Source organism: Desulfofundulus thermobenzoicus (assembly GCF_009428905.1).
In the GTDB taxonomy this organism is placed as follows: domain Bacteria; phylum Bacillota; class Desulfotomaculia; order Desulfotomaculales; family Desulfovirgulaceae; genus Desulfofundulus_A; species Desulfofundulus_A thermobenzoicus.
In genome coordinates, this window is record NZ_WHYR01000068.1 from 1 (window position 1) to 14,316 (window position 14,316).

17 protein-coding genes are annotated in these 14,316 nt (G+C 55.6%); 12 read left to right on the top strand and 5 right to left on the bottom strand.

Annotated elements, in window-relative coordinates; genetic code table 11:
• Window positions 1-189 precede the first annotated feature (189 nt).
• The 3 genes from GFC01_RS16470 to GFC01_RS16480 are packed head-to-tail and all read left to right on the top strand — an operon-like array spanning window position 190 to window position 1,086.
• Complete coding sequence (locus tag GFC01_RS16470) at window positions 190-453, top strand: hypothetical protein (RefSeq protein WP_194175006.1); 264 nt, start codon at window positions 190-192, stop codon at window positions 451-453.
• A 25-nt stretch (window positions 454-478) separates the two neighbouring features.
• Entirely contained in the window at window positions 479-775 is a 297-nt protein-coding gene (locus GFC01_RS16475) for a hypothetical protein (protein WP_152948248.1), read from the top strand.
• 50 nt (window positions 776-825) lie between these two features.
• The gene (locus tag GFC01_RS16480; protein WP_207707638.1) at window positions 826-1,086 is read left to right on the top strand and encodes a hypothetical protein; all 261 of its coding nucleotides are present in this window, start codon (window positions 826-828) and stop codon (window positions 1,084-1,086) included.
• Window positions 1,087-1,377: 291 nt separating this feature from the next.
• Here GFC01_RS16480 and GFC01_RS16485 read toward each other — a convergent pair whose 3' ends face one another.
• Entirely contained in the window at window positions 1,378-2,007 is a 630-nt protein-coding gene (locus tag GFC01_RS16485) for a Fis family transcriptional regulator (protein WP_152948249.1), read from the bottom strand.
• A gap of 622 nt (window positions 2,008-2,629) precedes the next feature.
• Between GFC01_RS16485 and GFC01_RS16490 the strand changes: the two genes are divergently transcribed.
• Window positions 2,630-3,913, top strand: a complete 1,284-nt coding sequence (locus GFC01_RS16490; RefSeq protein WP_152948250.1) for a stalk domain-containing protein — start codon at window positions 2,630-2,632, stop codon at window positions 3,911-3,913.
• A gap of 46 nt (window positions 3,914-3,959) precedes the next feature.
• Here the strand turns inward: GFC01_RS16490 and GFC01_RS16495 are convergent, their stop codons facing one another.
• Window positions 3,960-4,586: a DUF1614 domain-containing protein gene (locus GFC01_RS16495; protein ID WP_152948260.1), complete on the bottom strand. Its 627-nt coding sequence runs from the start codon at window positions 4,584-4,586 to the stop codon at window positions 3,960-3,962.
• Window positions 4,587-4,901: 315 nt separating this feature from the next.
• On the opposite strand from GFC01_RS16495, the gene GFC01_RS16500 reads away from it, so the two are divergent.
• The 3 genes from GFC01_RS16500 to GFC01_RS16510 are packed head-to-tail and all read left to right on the top strand — an operon-like array spanning window position 4,902 to window position 5,801.
• Entirely contained in the window at window positions 4,902-5,354 is a 453-nt protein-coding gene (locus GFC01_RS16500) for a radical SAM family protein (RefSeq protein WP_152948251.1), read from the top strand.
• Window positions 5,355-5,368: 14 nt separating this feature from the next.
• Window positions 5,369-5,479, top strand: coding sequence for a cyclophilin-like family protein (locus GFC01_RS16505; RefSeq protein WP_279233505.1), 111 nt, complete (start codon window positions 5,369-5,371; stop codon window positions 5,477-5,479).
• A gap of 4 nt (window positions 5,480-5,483) precedes the next feature.
• Complete coding sequence (locus GFC01_RS16510) at window positions 5,484-5,801, top strand: alpha/beta hydrolase (RefSeq protein WP_152948252.1); 318 nt, start codon at window positions 5,484-5,486, stop codon at window positions 5,799-5,801.
• A gap of 48 nt (window positions 5,802-5,849) precedes the next feature.
• Here the strand turns inward: GFC01_RS16510 and GFC01_RS16515 are convergent, their stop codons facing one another.
• From GFC01_RS16515 to sigK, 3 genes are all read right to left on the bottom strand, one after another.
• On the bottom strand, window positions 5,850-7,667 hold the full coding sequence (locus GFC01_RS16515; protein WP_243137660.1) for a sensor domain-containing diguanylate cyclase/phosphohydrolase: 1,818 nt from the start codon (window positions 7,665-7,667) through the stop codon (window positions 5,850-5,852).
• Window positions 7,667-8,809: an FIST signal transduction protein gene (locus tag GFC01_RS16520; RefSeq protein WP_152948262.1), complete on the bottom strand. Its 1,143-nt coding sequence runs from the start codon at window positions 8,807-8,809 to the stop codon at window positions 7,667-7,669. Before GFC01_RS16520 ends, GFC01_RS16515 begins: the two co-directional genes overlap by 1 nt.
• 167 nt (window positions 8,810-8,976) lie before the next feature.
• On the bottom strand, window positions 8,977-9,684 hold the full coding sequence (sigK, locus tag GFC01_RS16525) for an RNA polymerase sporulation sigma factor SigK (protein ID WP_341474061.1): 708 nt from the start codon (window positions 9,682-9,684) through the stop codon (window positions 8,977-8,979).
• 158 nt (window positions 9,685-9,842) lie between these two features.
• Between sigK and cobK the strand changes: the two genes are divergently transcribed.
• The 5 genes from cobK to GFC01_RS16550 form a co-directional block, all read left to right on the top strand.
• Window positions 9,843-10,613, top strand: coding sequence for a precorrin-6A reductase (gene cobK / locus GFC01_RS16530; RefSeq protein WP_152948254.1), 771 nt, complete (start codon window positions 9,843-9,845; stop codon window positions 10,611-10,613).
• A gap of 528 nt (window positions 10,614-11,141) precedes the next feature.
• Window positions 11,142-11,720 (top strand): NTP transferase domain-containing protein, encoded by a 579-nt coding sequence (gene mobA, locus GFC01_RS18880; RefSeq protein ID WP_194175007.1) that lies wholly within the window; start codon window positions 11,142-11,144, stop codon window positions 11,718-11,720.
• A 103-nt stretch (window positions 11,721-11,823) separates the two neighbouring features.
• A complete protein-coding gene (locus GFC01_RS16540) occupies window positions 11,824-12,336 on the top strand; it encodes a YqeG family HAD IIIA-type phosphatase (protein WP_152948256.1) in 513 nt (170 codons plus the stop codon).
• 153 nt (window positions 12,337-12,489) lie between these two features.
• Complete coding sequence (locus GFC01_RS16545) at window positions 12,490-13,509, top strand: shikimate dehydrogenase family protein (protein WP_152948257.1); 1,020 nt, start codon at window positions 12,490-12,492, stop codon at window positions 13,507-13,509.
• Window positions 13,510-13,694: 185 nt separating this feature from the next.
• The coding region (locus GFC01_RS16550; protein WP_152948258.1) for a chorismate synthase at window positions 13,695-14,316 on the top strand (622 nt) is incomplete at its 3' end.

Below are 14,316 nucleotides of genomic sequence, written 5' to 3' on the forward strand. Positions count from 1 at the left end.
GGCTGCTTTAACCGGAACAATTGGTCGGGGTGCCTGAAAAATGAGGCAGCCCGGCTTTTTGTTTGCCAACGTTATTTGAGAATTGTATTTGGGTTTACCTTTTTAAAGTGATAATTTCTTTGGTTTTTGTGGCTGGCCGACCTAATTTAATGTGATAATTTTTTCCGGTTTATTTTGAGAATCGACAGTGTGGACAGCTACTACGCTCTGTTCAAGGTCCTGCCGTTCAAAATTGTAGATCCTACCGGTAAGGATCTGGAATACGCCAGGTCGCTGATAAACGAGAAGGACGCCCCCATACTGGCGGCGGCCATATGCGGTAAGGTAGATTGGCTGTTGAGCCTGGATAAGCATTTCCTGAACAACGATTGGAAAGGGAAGGTAAACTTTGCCGTCGGTACCCCCGGGGATTTTCTGCAAGATTGGGTGTCTTTTCTGAAGGGAGATGGTTAAGGCATAGGACGGGGAGCACCTGACGGTGTACGGGTGGTTCGGGAAGCCGGAGAACTACTATATTTTTACAGCAGATTCCACGGAAGTCAGCGGGAAAGCAAATGGTGAAGCCTTAAATGGCGGACATTTTCCTTTTCCTGTACGGATTGGAAACGGCGTAGCTATGGTTGGCGAAGGAAATGTAAGCACAATGAGTGGTTTTCTATTTCCAGCTTCCTTTAGAGTTCCGGCTCTCATTAACGCTTTTGATGTGGGAGGTGGAACCGACTTTACAACCCGTACAGTAATAATTGCTTGCAGTCCCATAGTGCATTTGCCGTAACCTATTGTTTTCTGTCCTGCTATAGTATAGAATGGAGGAGATAAAGGTAGGTGATGGCCATGCCCGAGGAAACCATTAAAGAGATAGCGGCCACCAGCGAGCAATCGCCTGGCAGTATGCCGCCACGTGGTTTAGTCTCCCAGGAATTCTTTTTCCTGCTCCAGCGTATAGATCGCTTAGACGAAAAATTAAGTGCGCGTATGGATAAAATGGATGATAAGCTAAATAACATCAGGCTATGGGCAATTAGCACAGTAGTAGCTATCTTGGTTGGATTCATTGGCGTAATCGCCACCTTGATCAACCATTAACGGACAACGAAACCCCATATTGCTGAAGAGTACCGGAAATAAATTTTTGCATGTTGTTTGTGGAATAGACCAAGATAATACCTGCCGCCGGAGAGATAAAAACCCTGGAAGCGGTTCAGACGCCTCAACTGCGATGTATGCGGCGTAGAGTTTTCCGCCATAAATATAATGATGCCGGGTACCATTTTCCAGGTGCCCGGCTTTTTATTGTTGAATGAAAGCGGAGCGGCCCGCTCTCTTTCCGGAGCAGGCCGCTAAAATTCCAAGAAGGGGATGTACCGGAATGTCGACCTACTGAGCGTTGGAGGCAGGCGGGCCAAAATCCCCGAAACCTCTGCCCTGCGGCGCGTTTTGCAGCCGCTGGATCAGCTTGTCGGCCTTGTCCTGGGTAATCTTGCCGTCCTTCACCGCTTGTTGGATAGCCTGGATTTTAGCATCAAGGAGCTTCTGATGTAGCTGATCCATGGTAAGCCCTTTTTCCTGGGCGATATCGGAAATCTTCTTGCCCTGCTGCAGCTCGGTTTTGAGCTCGTCGGCGCTCATACCGAGAACCTGAGCCAGCACGTCTAACCGTTTGCCCGCGAATTCTCCGGCTTCTTTGCCGTCTTTAGGGCCGTGGAATGGTCCCATCGGGAAGAAATTGCCCTGTTCTATCCGGTCCTTGATTTTTTGCGCCTGGTCGGAAGTCATCTTACCTTGCTGGACGGCTTCGTCAACCATCTGCAGTTCGGTTTGTTTGACGGCATCCACCAGCTTGGTTTGATCCACGCCCAGGTTGGCCGCCAATTTTTCCAGGAAGGTCTGGAAGAAGGCGGGCTGCTTGGGCTGATCCGCGGCGGTGGAAGTTTGCGCCAGGGCCGCTCCCACAAATAGTGTCACCAGTGCCAGAGCTGCCAGGGCGATCACAATTTTCTTTTTCATTACCGAACACCTCCTGAATTGTGTCATTACGGTTGCGTTTATTCTTTACTACAGAGCACAGGTGCCTACATATCGGGCGGACACCTCCTTTCGGTCATCTCTATTTTTAAGTATAACTGCTATTTGTTGCGAATCTGTGAATAAACGGTGAAAAATTTCCAAAAAGGCTGGCAAGCGGTGAGAGTTCCTATAGTCGATTATTCGGACAATGCTACCAGAATCTGGCATAATGAGGCCGGGTGCCCCGAAAACGGAGTGCCCGGTTTTTGCTTTCTTAAAAACAGAGAGATGTGGTCTTACACGTGCAGCACACACTCATTTTCCACCACCCGGGCCTGCCCGGGTGGCTGTCAGAGATGTTGAAGTATCAGGGTCCGAACCGTATAAACTTTCTATAGCAAGTTACGCCGAAGCCATAGGCCGGGAACTAGGATATGTCGGGGAAGATCTGGACGTCCTTACCCAGGGGGTCTTTTTTCATGACCACCCGTTGTCCGTCATCGTTGCGGCGGTGGAAGCGGGGTCGGTCACGGGAAGATAACATTTTCCATTCCAGGGCAGGAACCGGCGCCGGAAAGTAGAAAAGAATCAGGTAAATGCCTGTGTTGCGGGGTATGGTAAGATGCGTAAAACAGCCTTTCTGTCGGCCTTCCTATTGGCAATTCTGACCTTCGCCCTGCCCGCCCTGGCCGCGCCGGCCCACAGGGCCGTATTTGTGGTGGGGCAGAATATTTACACCGTAGATGGGCAAGCCAGGATAATGGATACCACCCCGTATATAAAAGATGGGCGAACGTTTGTGCCTCTTCGCTACGTTGCTCAGGCCGTCGGGGTAGCTCCGCAGGACATTTTGTACACTGAGGGCAAAGTCACCCTGCTCAAAAACAATAAGGTAGTGCAGCTGACCATCGGCAGCAATACCATGCTGATTAACGGCGCTGCCGTCAATATGGATGTGGCCGCCGAAATCGCCAACGGCCGCACCATGCTGCCGTTCCGCTGGGTAGCCCTGGCCTTCGATGCCACGGTAAAGTGGGACGAAGCAGCACGGACCGTCATCATTGAAGAACCGGATTCCGCGGGTTCCGGCGGATGGGGGGATTCAGGCCGGAACGGTCCGGACGCGGGCAGTGAAAACGGGGCGGAAATTGTACTGCGAAAAACGCCGGTTGAAGTAATTCCTCCAGTGAAGTACTCCTCTTCGGTGAACACCGTGAGCAGGGACTTTCAGTGGCGCTACAGTGACACTATTTACCGCTGGCACGTGGAAATACCCGCCGAACTGCTGAACTGGAACCGGAGGGTGGTAGAAACGGTAAACACGTTTTACAGCAGCGACGGAATTACCCAAACAATTTTGTTTTCATCCGTGCCCGACAATATAAAGCGGTTGATTGCTTCCTGTTCGGAAAGTGCGAAAGGTAATTTTGTCCCCTGGGTTGACGAGGATCTTAATTATACTTACGCCGGCATTTTGGCCGAAAGGTTGTTCGGGCAGGCCCAAGCGGACGGATACGATTACTTTCACGCCGCTGAGTTTGTGCAGAGTTTTGTGGGCGGCGCTATTCCTTACAGGCAGACGCCTGTGCCTCAACTTCCCGCGCAGACCCTGGTTGACGCTGGGGATTGCAAAGACAAGTCGATTTTGCTGGTCGCTATTTTAAAAAATATGGGTTACAGGACGGCTCTGTTGAGCTATCCTCCGCCGCCCGGGCAGCAGATTGGTCATATGGCGGTGGGAATAGCCTTTCGTGATGACGAGATTACGGTTGACCGTCCTCTTTCGTATTATCTTTACAACGGCACCAGATATTACTTTGCCGAGACTACAGAGCCAGATTGGTTAATCGGTCAAATAAGCGATGAGAAGCTGGAAAAGGAAGGGTATGTTTATCCGGTAAACTAAAACGAAAGCATGCTTTCCCGATAAATATTCCGAGGGGTCACGATCACTAAGCCAGCAAGGCGGCCACTACTCCTACCAGGAAGATGCCGTCGAACACCTCTGCTCCTCCAATGCTTAAAACGTGTGCACCCAGTTCCCCGAACCGGTGCAGGTTCAACAGGTCGGCTCCGATGAGAGTACCCCAAACGCCGGCAATATAAGCTACCGGAGCGGCGTCCCTGCCGGCCAGAAGAATGGCTGCTGCCGCGGCCACCAGCGGAGGGATAAAGGCGGGCAGGGAAATGCCCAACCCCGGCACGGGGCGGGCCAGAGCCCTGGCTACTATCGTCACGATGGCTACGGCCATCAACGCAGGCCAGAAGGGCGTGCGTTCCAGGAGATACAGGCTGAAGATAACAGGAATCACAGCACCCCCTACGTTGACGGCGATTATCTGTTCGCGTACTCTCGGTGGGTAGTAAAAGATAAAAGGGAAGAAGAACCGTTTTTCTTCAGCTACAAATCTCCGGCGCGATACAGGGATATTAATAACCCCTCCTATGATGGACATGCTGAACAGCAGAACGGCTCCCTGTGGGGACAGGCCCAGCTTGGCAAAAGAAAAGGTTGCTACCTGAAAAAAAAGAACAAAAATTAAAAAAGGAAACAACAGGATAAGGAATATAAGCCACATTAACGGCACCGTAAACACCTGCTTTCCTTGAAGTTATGCAATTAAGTTTAGCCGTTAAGATGCCCCAATTCTTCCCAAACGATAGAAAAAGCTACTGGCGACCAGCCGGAGGGTGGATGAGCTGATCGTGGATTATTACCGGGTGAGCGAGAATTAAAGCGGAAAAGAAGCCTTTCGGGCAGGATTATCTTTGGTACCGTTACAGACGCCTACCAGCCCGCTGAGGCCGAATTCGGCCTTACCAGGAGTTCCCTGGAGATCTTTGCGGAGGAGTGGCCAAACGCGGAGATTGACCTGCTCACGAAATCCGACATTGTGGTGCGGGACGTTGATATACTCAAGAAGCTGAAGGATTGCTCCGTTGATTTTACGGTGACCACCTCTGATGACAAAATAGCCTCCGTGTTAGAACCCGGGGCCGCCCCGTCGTCGGCACGCCTTCGGGCCGCGCAAAGGCTCGCTGGCGAAGGTTTGTACGTATGGGCCTTTATTGCGCCTGTTCTTCCGGGAGTGAGCGATGCTCCCGGGGTGCTGGGGGAACTCATATCTGGCCTGAGAGGAGCCGGGGTTAAGGAAGTCTACCTTGATTCGTTGAACCCTTATCCTGCTTCCGTGTATCGTTTAAAAGTTGCTTACCAGACAATGCTTCCCTGGGCGCTGAAACACTTGGAACAATACCTTTCCGACCCCCGCGGGTACTTACGTACACTATCAGAAGAGTTGGCGACCCTTTCGCAGGAATACGGCTACAATTTAAGGGTTAATTAAAGGTAAACGCTCTGCTGGAAGGGGGAGCCTCTGATCTGGTGTCCAGGGGGGAACTTGGTTACTGGCCGGCGGGAAATGCATTTTGCATTTTTTTCGGGCCGACCCCAATCAGCAAGGGGGAGTGACCGTATGAGAAAAATACAAATTGATCTGCCCGGTTCCGGTCTGGTCCTGGAAGCCTGCCTGGACCTGCCGGCTGTTTCTGGTCCCTTTCCCGGGGTAGTGCTATGTCACCCCCATCCCCTTTACGGCGGCAATATGAATAACAATGTCATCCTCGCCGTTAGCCGGGCTTTGACCAGTAATGGAATAGCCAGCCTGCGTTTCAACTTTCGCGGTGTGGGCCGCAGCCAGGGTTGCTTTGCTAACGGAATCGGGGAACAGGAAGACGCGCGGGCGGCCCTTTTATTGCTCGCAAAACAGGAAGAAATCGACCCGTCCCGGTAGTAAAAAATGCCGCCTCTAACTGGCGGCCTTCTTTATTCAGTTCCCGGATTAATTACTTCCCTTTGAGGAGAGAATACTACCGTTTTCTTTCTGCAGCAGTTTAAGGAAAATTTCCACCAGGTGAGGGTCGAATTGGGTTCCTGCCCGTTGCCTGAGCTCTGTCATGGCTTCCTCCCCGGGCATGACATTTTTGCCGGGCCGGCCGGCGGTCATGGCCTCGTAGGCGTCGGCTATGGCCAGAATGCGGCTTAAGAGGTGGATTTCTTCCCCCTTTAAACCCCGCGGGTATCCCCGCCCGTCCCACCACTCATGGTGCTGCAGGATTAGCTCGGCTACCGGGGTCAGCCCGGGTGAGCACCTTGCAATCCGGTATCCTATTTCGCAGTGGCGTCTTACTTCTTCCTCTTCTTCCTTTGTGGGTGGTTCATTTTTACGCAGGATGTGATCCGGGAGGCCCGCCTTTCCAATGTCGTGCACCTCGGCCAGCAGGAGAAGGTTGTCAATCTCCTCCGTGGAAAGGCCTGCTGCCTTTCCCAGGCGCCACGCCAGTTCCTTAACCCGCCTGGCATGCCTTTCGATGTGGGGGTAATTCCTGAAAAGCGCTGCCAGGAGGGAACGGCCAACATCGTACCTTTCCGCAGCACAGCGCTGTAATTTGTCGCGGTACATTTCATCGTCTGCCTGCTTGTAAGCTTCGTAGACGGACCTGCGGGGGTTCTCCGTGACACCCACCCCGGCGGAAATGCTGAGCGGTACGACAGTGTGACCCCTGTTGAACCTCTCCCTGGTTTCAACTAAAATCGAGCAGGCTTTTTGAGCTGCTACCCTGTCCCTTGCCGGCAGGATGACGGCAAACTCGTCGCCGCCCACCCGGAAGGCCTCTTCTCCGGGGAATACTTCGCGGATCAGGGCGGCGACCTTTTGAAGCAACTCGTCCCCCTGCCTGTGACCCAGGCAGTCGTTGACCGGCTTCAACCCGTCTACGTCACACACAATGACGCTTACCGGCCGCACGCCCTCTTCATCCAGCTGGCGGATTTTTTGCTCGAAATAATTGCGGTTATAAAGGCCGGTCAGGCTGTCAAAAACGCTCAGGCGCCTGAGTTCTTCCTCCGCTTGCTTTCGCGCGGTTATGTCTATGATCATGCAGAAAACCTCATCCACTTTTTTATCCTGCTTCACAGGGACCAGGGTTAAAAGCGTCCACCGCAGGTCTCCCTCCGGCGTTTGAATCTGCCATTCCCCGGGCTCGACGACCTGACCGGTTTTCCATATCCGGGTCAGGAGTTTTTGAAAATCGGCCGCCGGCCTGATCCCGGTGAACCAGTCCCCGTCCTTTAGCAGTGCATCCTGGCCGAGTATTTTCTGCGCTTCCCGGTTGTAGTGTAAAATCCTTCCCTCCCGGTTAAAGGATAGGGCACCCACCATGGGCATGTTTTCGAAAACCAGCCGGAAGCGCTCTCTCAGCTTTCTGGTTTTTCTCTCCCAGATGTGCAGCTGCAGGATATTTGCCAGCCGCCCGGAAAACACGTCCAGCAGGCGGCGTTCGTTCTTCAGGAAATCTTCGTTTCTTTCAAGGTAAAGATTCCCGAGGGGAGGGCTCCCCAGTTCCTTAAGATAGACCCTCACCGGATCCCGGTTCTGCCCGGGCTGTTCCTTAAAAACGTTTACCTTATTCCGGCCGAAGCCCCAGGTATGGCAGGTGGACTGCCCGGTGTCGTCGTGGAGGACAAGGGCTGCCCGCTGAACCCCGAAAAGCCGCACCGCTTTTTCTACCACTTCATCGAAAAGGTCTGCTTCTGAACCTGGCCAGGCAAGCGAGGAAACCTCATACAGAAAGGCCAGCTCCAGCGTACCGGAGTTCATCAAAAAGACGTCCCTCCCATGGCAATGAGGAAAGTTTTGTTGTGGAAGAGGGGGGTTCCGCTGGCGCAGGTGCCAACTTCCCCAAAAGTCAGGAAGCCCGCCACCGGCAGCTTATCCAGTGTATCCCGGATCGCTTCCAGTTCCCGGTCCGCCTGTTCTCCCATTAACAGAAAGCGGGACACGCAGTTGAAGATCAGGGCGAAACGGGGAAAGTTCACAGACTTCCTGACCTGCACGGTTGCCTCAAGGGCCGCCCGGGTAAGTCTCTCGGGACTGGTGTAGCGCATGAGGTAGGCCACGGCACGGTAAGGGACTTCTGTGACAAATTCAATAGAACCGTTTGCACCCAGTTTGAAGGGATCGCGGATAATGAACCTTCCGTTGAAATCCGGTACCCCCAGCGGGTAGCGGACGGCGCAGTCGGGAAACTCTTCGCTCGTTATTCCCCCGAGCCGGCGCGAGTAGACCTGAAAGGCCGGTTGCTCGTCAATTTCAAAGACAACCTTGCCCCTTGTCCTGGTGATGAGCAGCGGAGGGCCGAAGGGCTCCCAGCCGTGGCCCATCCCGGTGGCAAAGGAACAGCCGGCAACCAGGACCGCAGCTACCGCACCGCTGGCAACGCCGGTTTCGGTCATCTGGTAGGTCCTGAAAAAGCGCATGTTGTCCCCGGTTCCCCCGCCTGCGTACCTGAACCGTGGCCCCATCACATCGTAAATACCGCGCAGCATCCGTGCAATGTTGCCCGCCAGGCCGTCAGGAAACACAAATACAGTGCCTTCGTCCGGAGCCGGCCCGCTTAGGAGTCTTCCGGCCAGTTCCCTGCCCGTTTCGTCGGCCCGTTCGCTCAGCATTTCCACCAGGGCCGTCCTGGCCTTGATCCCTTCACCGGCCAGCGTCACCACTTCTACACCGTGCTTTTTGATCCCTTCTGCCGTGATGATTCCCGCTCCGGACGCGCCGACCAGTTTTGGGGTTCCCGTTTCGGCCATCACTGTTTCGAGGATCTCTTCCTGATTGTACCCTTCGGTGGTGAACAGAAATGTAAGGGCGGGCGGTCCCGATTGGGCCACGGCGAACCGTGCCGCCTTCCTTGCGGCTTCCCGGGAGTCTGGATGTAAACTGTACCCCATACCCACCTGCATGCGCACAAAACTTCCCTCTTTTCCAGTCCGGCAACTAGGTATTAAAAATTTTTTCTACTAAAGTTTGAAAAACCCTGCCCGGTCCGGAACAAAAAAGAGGAGCCCCCTTGCAGGCCGGGATCCGTTTTCTTACGCAGATGTCAACGGTTCTAAGAAAAAAGCCGCCCCTACTGGCGGCCTTCCTTATTCAGCTCCCGTATTAATTTATGCAAAGCCCTTTTCTCAATCCGGGACACGTAGGACCGGGAGATGCCCAGCCGGCGGGCGATTTCCCGCTGGGTGGTGCGGACACCGTTTTCCAGGCCAAACCGCAGGGTCAGAACCTTTTTCTCCTGGGTACTCAGCTGGTCTATTCTTTCCAGCAGATATTTCAGTTCGAACTGGTTTTCCACCATTTCTGTGACTATTTCCGGATGGGTGCCCAGGATTTCCAGCAGGGTAATTTCATTGCCTTCCTTATCGACACCGACGGGGTCGTATAAAGAAACCTCCTGGCGTGTTTTCTTCATGAGCCTCAAATGCATGAGGATCTCATTTTCAATACACCGGGCGGCATAGGTGGCCAGGCGGGTACCCTTTTCCAGGTCAAAAGTATTGATGGCCTTGATCAGTCCGATAGTACCGGTGGAGATCAGGTCATCGGGATCTTCCCCGGTTCCTTCGTATTTCTTTACAATGTGGGCCACCAGGCGCAAATTATGCTCGATCAGGGCAGCCCTGGCCTGTTCATCCCCCCGGGCGGCCAGCTCTAGATACCGGGCTTCATATTCTTCAGACAGGGGGTGCGGGAAAGTATTACCCGCTATATATGAAACCAGCAGCATCAGTCCATTGATCAGGGACAACAGCAAAAGGGACCATAATCCCGGCAACACCGGCCATCCCCCCACAGTTCAACTGAACCGGGTGTCAGTAGATAATATGGGGGGCCTTCCCTGGCTGTGCCTGTCCCACTCTTTTTGTTTTTTCGGCAGGACTTGGTGCCTGTCGTAGAGAATTAATGGGAGTCGAAAAATAAAGACGGGTGAATGGCATGATTTTAGTGTTGTATGGCACCAGGGAAGCCCGGGAATTGATTTCGTTGATCAGCGCCAGTGGTTATCCGGTGCTGGCCACTGCCCTCACGGCCTACGGCGGTACCCTGGCCGGTCTGGGGGGAGCGGTGGAAGTGCTGCCTGCTCCTGAAGACGCAGGTGATCTGGTCAGGCAGATAAAACTGCGCGGCATATCCCTGGTGGTGGACGCCACCCATCCCTTTCCCGGTCCTCTTTCGGAATTTGCCCGTATTGCCTGCCGGACGCTGCAGGTGCCCTACGTCCGGTACCGGCGCCGGGAAACGGTGCTTCCTGACGATCCCCTCATTCATCCTGTGGATTCATGGACGGCGGCCGTGGAAATGGCCGCCCGCCTGGGGGATACCATTTTTCTTACCACGGGCAGCAACAACCTGGAGGCCTTCATTCAATCCCCATTAATGAAGGGCAAACGCCTGGTGGTCAGGATATGGCCGGAACACCGGATTATAAAAAAGTGCCAGGACCTGGGTCTGTCACCCCGGGATATCGTGGCCCTGCACGGGCCCTTTTCCACCCGCTTTAACCGGGCCATTTTTCAGGCCTACCGGGCGGATGTGATTGTCACCCGGGACAGCGGCAATACTACCGATACCAAGATCAAGGCCGCACTGGCCCTGAAACTGCCGGTGGTGGTGATCAGGCGCACCCAATCCAGCGATAATAATATGGCGGATAGTTACAGCCAGGTGTTGCGCTTTATCAGAGATCACCTGGGTGACCCGGCATAAAGCATGAGCACCTACCCCTGTGCATCCCGCGGCACCACCAAAAATACGGCGGGGTTACCGGTGACGGGAATGGGTTGTATAAGGTGTTCGGGCGGAACAATGTCCCACTGGCCCGGGTATCACCGGTGACAGAAGCGGGTTGTGAAGATGAAAGGGAATGGCGGAGAAGAAAACAGAAACAATAGCGGCCACCTGGGGGATGGAGCCGGGTCTTCACTCGGGTTCGGGGAGCAGAGAGAACGGGACCGGGAAAGCCGGTCTGACCCTGTAATATACGCCTATGAATCATTGGAAGGCACCAGGAGGCAGGGGCCACCGGCGGACCCAGGGATACAGGAATCGATAAAGGTTTCCCCACCGGAGAAACCGCTCAAAGGCCCCCGACCGCAGGAATTGTCGCCGGGCATCCAGATGCAGGGGCCACAATCGGGTTATCCGGCCCCAAAATCGCTTTCAGGCCCTAACACACTGGAACCGCCTGCTCCCGGTGATGTTCCCCTGCCCGCTGCGGTCACGGGGGTAATTCTGGTGGGTGGTTGCAGCAGCCGGATGGGTATGAACAAGGCGCTGCTTTCCTGTGGCGGTGAAAGGTTGCTGGACCGGGTGGTGGCCAGGGTGAGGGAAGCCTTTCCCCGGGTGCTGCTGGTGGGCAACCAGGCGGAAGCCTATGGCTACCCGGGCCTGCCGGTGGTCCGGGACATATTCCCCGGCCGGGGACCCCTGTCCGGCATCCATGCGGCCCTGTCGGCCGCCGGCACCCCTTATATATTTGTGGTGGCCTGTGACATGCCCTTTGTGGACCCTGCACTGGCGCTGCACCTGGCCCGGCAGGCGCCTGGCCATGACGTGGTGGTGGTGCGGGACGGGGACAAATATGAGCCCCTGTTTGCCGTTTATGCCAGGGAGTGCCTGCCCGTAATTGAATCCCTGCTGTACCGGGAAAAACGCCCGCGGGTGGTGGACTTTTTCTCAGCCGTCAGGGTAAAATATATTGATCAACAGGATATAACGGCCATTGCCGACCCCCGCCTGGTCTTTTTCAATGTAAATACACCCGGCGACTGGACAGAAGCTTTAAAGCTAATAAACGGGGCAGTGAAAAAATGATCCGATGTTTGCCAAAGCAATCCCCCGGGGCCTTAATGGCTGTTCCAGTAATGCGCCGGTGGAAAGAAGAACAGCGACAGGTGTATTTTCGGTAGGAGGACCAATGATTCATCTCCTATATCCAAAACTCTACGTGCAAAGCCTGTTTGAAATAGATCAGGATGACCTGTACCGGCGGGGAATACGCGGCATTCTTTTTGACCTGGACAACACCATCGTGCCCAGGGACCGGGACTGCTGCCCCGAGGCCATCACCCTCTGGCTGAAGAAACTGCAGCAGCGGGGCTTTAAACTGTGCATTGTTTCCAACAACAGGCCGTCCCGGGTACAGGCGCTGGCTGCCGCCCTGGGCGTACCGGCGGTACACCGGGCGGTAAAGCCGGTTAAGCGTTCCTTTATCCGGGCCATGGGGCTGATTCAAACGGCTCCCCGGGAAACGGCCGTAATTGGCGACCAGATCTTTACCGACGTCCTGGGAGGGAACCGTTTGGGGTTGTATACCATACTGGTAACGCCCCTGCCGGGCCGGGAATTCTGGGCCACCCGGATGATCAGCCGCCGCCTGGAAAAGATTGTACTGCACTGCTTTAAAAAAGCCTGCGATGCATGGAAATAAGGACTGTGTCAGGGGACGACTGTGTCAGGGGACGGTTCCCTGACACAAAAGTGTGTCAAAGAACCGTCCCCTGACACGCTGAAAGTGTGTCAAAGAACCGTCCCCTGACACGCTGACACGCACGATACGCATAAAACGTTAAAGGGTGATCCCATGAAACGAAAGATCAGCGGTCATACCCGGGTCTGCGGGCTGTTCGGCCATCCCGTGGAGCACTCCTTTTCCCCGGCCATGCACAATGCCGCCTTTGCCCACCTGGACCTGGATTTTGTCTATGTGGCTTTTGCCGTGCCGCCGGGCGAGCTGGCCGGGGCGGTGGCCGGGATCCGGGCACTGAACCTGGCCGGTGTAAATGTGACCGTCCCCCACAAAGAAAAAGTCGTTTCATACCTGGATGAGCTGACCACGGGGGCACGGCTGTCCGGGGCGGTGAACACCATTGTTCACCGGGACGGGCGGCTGATTGGGTATAACACCGACGGGGAGGGTTTTGTGCGTTTTCTGGTTGATGATGCCCGTTTTGCACCCGGGGGCAAAAGGGTGCTTGTCCTCGGTGCCGGCGGGGCGGCCCGGGCGGTGGCCGTGCACCTGGCCCTGGCCGGGGCGGCGCAGATCCTGGTGGCCAACCGCACCCTTTCCAGGGCGCTGGAACTGGCCGGTTTGATTAACAGCCAGGTGCCCGCCCGGGCCGCGGCCGTTCCCTGGCCGGCAGGGGACGGCCGGCACTGTGCGGGCCGGATCCGGGAAAGCGAAACGGGTAGCTCCGGGTCCGGAACGGAGCCGGGGACCTCTTTGACGGAACGGCCTGCCGGTGATACTTCCTTTTGTCCGGGCCGGATGGCCGGCTGCAGTTTCCCGGAAGCGGCGGCTGCTGCGGATTTAATCGTCCACACCACCCCTTTGGGCATGCATCCCCGGAGCGAGGCCTGCCCGGATTTCCCCTTTGAGTGCCTGCGCCCGGGCCAGGTGGTGGTGGACCTGGTATATAACCCGCCGCACACACTGTTTATGGAGCGGGCCGCCCGGGCGGGAGCAAGGATATACAACGGGCTGGGGATGCTTTTATACCAGGGGGCCCTGTCCTTTGAGCTGTGGACCGGGGAGAAGGCACCCCTGGAAGTAATGCGCCGGGCTTTAATGGAAGTTGTAGGCAGGAGATTGGAAGGTGGATAAGACTTTATATCCCAAGAGGGGTCTGACTCCCTGTAATATCTTCCAAAGGGGATCCGACCATCCTGTATAGTCAAAAATTTTACTTTTGGCGATTCCTTTTAACACTACATCTTCTCAGGAGTTGCCTATAAGAACGTCCGTTTCATCCATAAAGTATGAGAATCTTTCTCAGGAGGGTTACGCCTTTGCTTCGTTATCTAACCGCCGGCGAATCCCACGGTCCTGCCTTAACGGCCATTATTGAGGGTCTTCCCGCCGGCCTGCCCCTGCCGGAGGATTATGTAAACCACCAGCTGGCCCGCCGCCAGGGAGGTTACGGCCGGGGAGGGCGGATGAAGATCGAACAGGATCGGATGCGTTTTCTGGCCGGGGTGCGGGGCGGTTTTACCCTGGGCACCCCCGTGGCCATGCAGGTGGAAAACCGGGACTGGGCAAACTGGCGGGAGGTTATGGATCCCGGCGCCGGTGCCCGGCTGGACCGGCGGGTGGTCACCCGGCCCAGGCCGGGCCATGCCGACCTGGGTGGAGCTTTAAAATACGGCCACCGGGATATCCGCAACGTGCTGGAGCGGGCCAGCGCCCGGGAAACGGCCGCCCGGGTGGCCGCGGGCAGTGTGGCCCGGCGCCTTTTAGAAGAACTGGGCATCGAGATCATCGGCCATGTGGTGCGCATCGGCCCCGTGACGGTGCCGGGTCTGGACGGGGATGGGGATATCTTAAGCGCCTGCCTGGCTGAAGCCTGCGGGGCGGCTGCGGGAGCGGCTGGTGGGGCAGCGGAACAGGGGGCCGTTCCGGCACCGGCAGGGG

Excerpts from the sequence above, each read along its gene's own strand:
- GFC01_RS16485 (WP_152948249.1), bottom strand. The coding sequence starts at position 2,007 with ATGAAAAAGAAAATTGTGATCGCCCTGGCAGCTCTGGCACTGGTGACA.
- cobK (WP_152948254.1), top strand. The coding sequence starts at position 9,843 with ATGATTTTAGTGTTGTATGGCACCAGGGAAGCCCGGGAATTGATTTCG.
- GFC01_RS16510 (WP_152948252.1), top strand. The coding sequence starts at position 5,484 with ATGAGAAAAATACAAATTGATCTGCCCGGTTCCGGTCTGGTCCTGGAA.
- GFC01_RS16490 (WP_152948250.1), top strand. The coding sequence starts at position 2,630 with ATGCGTAAAACAGCCTTTCTGTCGGCCTTCCTATTGGCAATTCTGACC.
- GFC01_RS16540 (WP_152948256.1), top strand. The coding sequence starts at position 11,824 with ATGATTCATCTCCTATATCCAAAACTCTACGTGCAAAGCCTGTTTGAA.
- GFC01_RS16545 (WP_152948257.1), top strand. The coding sequence starts at position 12,490 with ATGAAACGAAAGATCAGCGGTCATACCCGGGTCTGCGGGCTGTTCGGC.
- GFC01_RS16495 (WP_152948260.1), bottom strand. The coding sequence starts at position 4,586 with ATGTGGCTTATATTCCTTATCCTGTTGTTTCCTTTTTTAATTTTTGTT.
- GFC01_RS16515 (WP_243137660.1), bottom strand. The coding sequence starts at position 7,667 with ATGAACTCCGGTACGCTGGAGCTGGCCTTTCTGTATGAGGTTTCCTCG.
- GFC01_RS16520 (WP_152948262.1), bottom strand. The coding sequence starts at position 8,809 with ATGCAGGTGGGTATGGGGTACAGTTTACATCCAGACTCCCGGGAAGCC.